Source organism: Pseudoalteromonas luteoviolacea NCIMB 1944 (assembly GCF_001625565.1).
Lineage (GTDB): Bacteria > Pseudomonadota > Gammaproteobacteria > Enterobacterales > Alteromonadaceae > Pseudoalteromonas > Pseudoalteromonas luteoviolacea_F.
On record NZ_AUXS01000037.1, the window covers coordinates 95981 to 102453 of the forward strand.

Genomic DNA, 6473 nt, shown 5'->3' on the forward strand with positions numbered 1-6473 from the left:
CGACTAATTACTCATTAAGCGAGGCGATTTCACACTCAACAGCACGTTTGATAGACGTAATATCCCCACCCTCATGAGCATACGAAATTCGCAATCTTCCTTGATAAGTACTGACGACAATCGCCAATCCTGCTGGAGGTAATGGAACACTAAAGTTATAAATATCAATAATTTTACATTTTCCGATACTTTTTAAATCAAACTCTAATTTCCCTAAATTTGACAAGATCACATTACCATTAAGAAATAATCTTTTATAGCTATCTACGAGTAACTTAAGCCCTCGCCTGGGCATCAAGTTTATTGACAAAGACTGCAAACGCTGCTCAGCTTGATGAACTGTATGGTCACCTGATTTCAACCTGTTTAAACGTGATTGATATGCTTGCATCCAATTACTATCACCACCTATATCCGAGCCAAATGACAGAATTAAGTTGTTATATGATGAAGACAAATTTCGGCTAGACAGTGCACGTACCGACATGGTTTCTATCATGGTGTATTTTTTGCCATTGTTTAACACCTTGTTGAATACATAGTTCAGTACAACGTTTGCCGAAAACTGATACTTTCTTGCCCACGCCAGAACAGACTCAGTGGCTTCAACGCCAAGGTCGTGATAGTCAATCTGCCACTGCCCTGAGGCCTTGATAGGAATTGTTTTTTTTGCCTTGAATAACTCACATGCTAGACGGGCTGCGGCTTTAAACATCGCTTGATAGGTCACGCTATCAAAAAGCAAATGATCTTCACAAAAACTATTATCCTGATTTGGGATCGGTTGATCAGTCAGCAATGCATGCAACTGCTCAAATAAAATATAACCGCTTCGAGCATCTGACACAGCGTGTGACGATAGAAACATCAGCGCACTGTATGACCTAAATTTAACGTATACAAATGCAACCCCAGAGCCGTTAAAAGGATCTATGGGATTATCAATGACAAACTGGCGGAGAGCCGCATGCCATTGCTCAACATTACTATATTGCTCACTCCAGTCTAAAAATCGCTTTTCTGGGTAAAGCTGTGCATCAAATTGCCAATAATATCTAAACCCCTTTTTAACAACACGGCTTTGCATGATTGGATGTGTGCTTGCGATCTTATTGACACATTCTGTTAGCACATCAATGTCATAATGCCCTTCCAAAATGGCGAGATCGCATGAATTTGCATTATTTTTGTTGGCAGCTGCTAATGCTATAAAATTGAGAGACCGATCGCTTAAAGGCAATAAATTCATTTTCAAAGTTCCTATATCAACTACACAAACTTTAAACGAGAATCATTTACTTGTCCAATGAGCTATTCTAATTTACGGTACAAATACACCCGGCTCGTTAATAATTGTTACACTTGATCTTGTAACAATGTGACAACTTTTGTTCCAGCGCAATAAAATCGTCATTTAAATTCAATAATATGAGCTAAAACTAGGTGTATCGTTAAGGACTAAAAATGGCATCATTGAATTTACATCGCGTCTATATTCCAACCAATGCTCGAAATAACCACTATATCTTGGCGGAATTTAAGCCTGAAAGCTCTTTCTATGATCGTTTCGACGACGTTGAAAGTGCTTATCAGCGCCTCGCTAGAAAGCTGTTTGCGCTTTGTGATGAATATGAACTTTACAACGTACAGCTTATTGTCAACGATAAGCTCCCTGTTGTGCGCTACCACGAAGAAGCATATAGCTTACAAACAGACAAACAAATTTTATTTTTCTACAACCCTAAGTATCATGAAGCGCACAAAATTTATAGTGATGAAGGTCATCAAGCGAGAAAGATTCGACTGTTGTTTTTGGCAACTGGTGATGAGCTAAGAGCAAATGCGGCAGCATTTCATAGTAAAGTTAAACGTGCACTGGACGCGCTTCAAACTCAGTATGAAGAAGAAAATATAAGCTTCAAAGTCAGAGATCATCAACATCTAACTTATGACATTTTCTCCAAAATTAAGGGTCACAGAGAGACATATGGCTACAAGTTAAGAAGCCTGTATCCTAGATACCAAGCTCGTAATTGCTCGTTACCCGAAGCACACAGTGAAATAACTTATGTGACCTTTTCTGTCCCGATTACTCGTGCCATTAAAACCGAATATCAGCACTTGTTACGCCCTGGCGACTACGGCGCATTTTACAGACATATTGAAGATATGCTGTTAACAACATGCAGCCAACTTCAATTGTCGCATGTCGGTTTTGTCGCTGATGGAAGAATGCCCATTATTCGCAATAGCCAAATTGACAAATCAGCCCATAACAGAGAGCTTCAAAAACTCAGCTTTGATACCTCTTTGGTTGATGGACAAACCCACACAATATGGGACGCCACTCACTTATGCGATGTAATGCATTTTGTCCTTGTTGCAAATGATAGCGATAACAAAGATGCTGGTTACGGTAAATTTATGAATAATGTTGAAACCATGGTAAGACGTTTTGTTACCCAGTTACCTATAAATCCTGAAAAACAAGACGTGACTATGCGCTTTTTCCAACACATTAGCTATAGCTATTAATAATACTAAAGGTGTATTGGGCAGGTGCTTAAAAGGCAACGACCTGTCCATGCGCTGTTCGTTTTACATGAATAAGGCGACTCTCCAGCTCTGCAAAAATATTACCAAAGTCGCCCTCTTCTGAGCATATTAGTGCACCAGAAAAGTTGATAGGGTGTAACTGCTTTTGCGCTGTAAAAAAGTGCTGTAATACAGATAAACGCTTTTGTAAAACTGGTTTTTTCATGCCCTGACACAAGATCACAAACTCACGCTCACTCACCCTACAAACTAAGTCACCGTCATCTCTAAATTGCATTGATAACTGCTCCGCAGCAAACTTAACTTCTTTTTCGCTAAGTAAAGATCTATCGTACTCGTTAGTATTGTCTGTATCGAACTCGATAAGGGCCATAGCGTAATCAAGACCATTATTGGTAATCCGCTCAAACTGCTCAATAAAATAGCGGCGATTGTATAGGCCAGTATTCAGATCTTTGTAATGCAACACCTTGGTTAAGTTACTTCTAGATTGTCTGTAGTACACAACCACGACCAGTAAAACCGTGACCAATAAACCAATTATAATGTACGCCTTTGTGAGCTCTTGGTCCTTGCGTTGGAATGAACTTGAGATATAGTCATTGCCTTGCTGTGGGGTACCCATTTGTAGGTCTTTTCTGTCGAAAACAGCTGCCCCAATTGCATTATGCTCTAACCTTTCTTGCGATTGTGCCGTGTTATCTTCCAGTAACTTAATGTAGGTACGCAATGTGGAAATGGTTTGTGGTAGATCTTGCTTCGATTGATGCACATCGGCTTCAATTTTAAGCGTCTGACGAGCATAGCGGTTATTCAATGGACTGTGATATGACTTAAGTACTGATTTGGATTGAACGATTTGCGCAAGCGCACTATCAAACTGCTTAACCTGAGAGTACGCATAAGCCAAATTGTTATGTAATACAATAATATGTGCTGGGTTAATAATCGCATTATGCTGGGTATTTTGAGCCGCTTTTAGGTTCGAAATAGCCTTGCTAAAATCTTTTTTTGACAGGGCTATTTTGCCAAGCCCTGAAAGAGACCAAAATTGATATCTCGGCAAGTTATGCTGTTCAGATAACTTATACATTTGCTGATAACACAGCTCAGCCTTGTCAATAAGTTGTGCCCTAAGTAAGGTCAAGCAAAGGTTGTACTTTACCGGTAAGCCATCCAAAATATTATTGTGTTTACTCGCCAGCTCTTGTGCTTGGTGCGCATAGCCCAGTGCTTTAACATAAAATTTCAATGTTGAATAATAGGCTGTCAGACCATCAAAAACCATCAATTTTGTAATACTATCGAGCTCAGAATTTCCTCTCGACATATAGCTTTGAGCGGATTGTAACGACTTTAGAGCGAAACTGTATTCTTCGCGCCAGACGGAAATGACGGCTTCCATAGCATAGGTTCGGATAAGAAAATCAGTCGCTTTATTGTGAGTGAAGCTTAAACGAGCTTGGTTAATATATTGCTTTGCTTTATCCAAGTCACCCTGTTCTATAGAGAAAAAAGCGCGGTATAGAAACCAATAGCCTGAAGATAGCTGTAACGGTGCATCTTGTACATTATATTTTACTACATCGAAATACGAGGATGCAGCTTGGATATCTCCACGAAAAAAAGCAGCCCGAGCCTTTAGGGTTAACCAAAATACATTATCTATATCAGCAGGTGGATTTTGCATGGACAGCACAAGAGAAGGTGATGAGACCACCTGCAATTCATGCTCCAACAACTGCTTTTTAGTAAAAGCGGATACAGATAACGAGCAAAGCAAGGTAACAGCGAAAACGATAAATAATTGCAAATAGACAAGCCTGTTTTGTAACACTCGTTTTAAATGTAATCCTTTATTTTAGAATGTACAATAAATTACAGGCTCTAGTTTTATCTATACTTTCAAGGCACATAATTATGAGTATTATTCAGCTACCGCTGCCTCCGCTTTATTCAAAGTAACCTTTCGAGCGGTCTGTACAGACGATGTAGGCTTCATTGCAGTAGATTTTTTCATTGACTCCATTGGCAAACCTAATTGCTCTTGGCTTTTCTGTGAGACAGTAAGCTCATCTGCAATAGTCGACAGCAAGTGTTGGTTTATTTTCTGATTCTGAGAAATAGAGTCTTGAATATCTTTATTTTGCTGTTGTAATTGTTCAGCTAACTCGGCTTGTGTAAGCGTATTTTTTACCTTCTCTTTGGTTTTTTGATCAGCACTTCCCATCAATTGGTTCACAACCTCCACCAAACGACTAAGGACACTATAAATAACATCTGCGGAAAAACCTCCAAGCAATGCTGCCAAAGGTTTGTGAAAGTCACCTAAGGAAGAATGATTTTGGGTAATTTCTTGAGTGGGGATTAACTCGGCAATCATCAAACCAGCCATAAAGCCCATTATCACCATAGACCAATATGTCGAATCGAACTTAGGGTCGTAGTTGCACATGCGAATAAAGCTGCGAGATTTGTGTAAACACGCGAATGTGGCTCCAAGCCCTGCACAACATAATAGAAATAGTTGGTTGAGCAATAATACTTTGCCCTCTGAATTAAATAGCCCCTCATTGATTGTCTTTTGGTTTACTTCTGGTGAAATTGATAATGCAATGATTGAAACTAAGAAAAATAGTGCAAGTAAAGACATATGTCGAACAAGCTTTACTGGACCTAAAAACCTCAACAAACTAACGGAACTTGACTCTTTGTCCATAATAGATAATGTGAGCGGTTTAGCTGGATAGACAAGTAAAGATAATTCTTTATGGCATTTAGTCAGCGCTGACAACTCATGCTCTAAAAGCAGGTTCAGGCCATCCCCATCATTTACCGCTTGTTTATTTTGTAGTTGATAAACAGTATTTGGAATATAGCTTGGCATGGTTTTCCCTTCGCCTGACGCGTAACGGATCATGACATCACATTCTGTAAGTAAATGACTAACAAAGTCCTTTTTGGACATAGTGTTACCTATTGTTATTATGCCGAAAAGAAGTTTATAACAGGGTTTATGGTATTACTTCAAGTACAATCAATTACAGATAAATATTAAAAATAAATAAGTCGTTAGATTAAAGTCAAAAGCTAATAATAAGAGATGAAATAGGTTAGCTTATTTTTTCAATGAGAGCACAATTTCGGTCTATCTATGTACTACGTGTGCACCAGGATTTTATTGCCATTAAAGCAACAGTATTTCATTATTAGCATGAGAAAATACGAACATATGAATTTTACTATAGTGCCAACAAACAGGCCCGCAAGGCAGGTGCAAAAGTCTAATGGCAATGCACGCAGTGCTGACATTATTTTTGCGCAAAGTGAAATTAATAGTTTTGACAGTTGTTGGGGTTACCACCTCTAAAACGTAGCTAATATTGAGAATATGGATCCTGAATCAAGTTCAGGATGACATTCTGCGTAGTGCGAACGAAGCAAGTACAGGGCGACATCGCGCAAGTTCAGTACGACGGTACAATGGACTAACAGCGATGTAAAACGACTAAGTGTAAAGGGCTACCGACCACGATAAATAACTCAATCACATTCCCCCTCTCCGTCACTCTGAACTTGTTTCAGGGTCTAAGTTCAAAGGCCTACAACAAATGAAGGCGGCAAAGACGCTTCCTGATATGCAAGTCAGGTGCAAAAGTCCAATGACAAAGCCCGCATTTTTATACTCGGGGAAATGGGTAGCCTTGACAGTTGTTGAGGTCATCGCCTCTAAAATCTAGCAAATATCAAGAATATGGATTCTGAATCAAGTTCAGGATGACATCATGCGAAGTTCAGGGTGACATCGTGCGAAGTTCAAGGTGACGTCGTGCGAAGTTCAGGGTGACATTCTGCGAAGTTCAGGGTGACGTCGTGCGAAGTTCAGGATGACATGCTGCGAAGTTCAGGGTGACATC

The 6473-nt window shown here is 39.5% G+C and carries 4 protein-coding genes; 1 reads left to right on the plus strand and 3 read right to left on the minus strand.

Features of this window, described 5'->3' with window-relative positions; genetic code table 11:
• Positions 1 to 7: 7 nt before the first annotated feature.
• Positions 8 to 1249 (minus strand): hypothetical protein, encoded by a 1242-nt coding sequence (locus N483_RS14030; protein WP_023399332.1) that lies wholly within the window; start codon positions 1247 to 1249, stop codon positions 8 to 10.
• A gap of 215 nt (positions 1250 to 1464) precedes the next feature.
• Here N483_RS14030 and N483_RS14035 point away from each other — a divergent pair, with 215 nt between their 5' ends.
• The gene (locus N483_RS14035) at positions 1465 to 2535 is read left to right on the plus strand and encodes a DUF3083 family protein (RefSeq protein ID WP_023399331.1); all 1071 of its coding nucleotides are present in this window, start codon (positions 1465 to 1467) and stop codon (positions 2533 to 2535) included.
• 28 nt (positions 2536 to 2563) lie between these two features.
• On the opposite strand, the gene N483_RS14040 is transcribed toward N483_RS14035, so the two are convergent.
• Both N483_RS14040 and N483_RS14045 read right to left on the minus strand, forming a co-directional pair.
• A complete protein-coding gene (locus N483_RS14040; RefSeq protein WP_023399330.1) occupies positions 2564 to 4369 on the minus strand; it encodes a diguanylate cyclase domain-containing protein in 1806 nt (601 codons plus the stop codon).
• A gap of 114 nt (positions 4370 to 4483) precedes the next feature.
• Complete coding sequence (locus tag N483_RS14045; RefSeq protein WP_023399329.1) at positions 4484 to 5524, minus strand: hypothetical protein; 1041 nt, start codon at positions 5522 to 5524, stop codon at positions 4484 to 4486.
• Between the last annotated feature and the right edge of the window lie 949 nt (positions 5525 to 6473).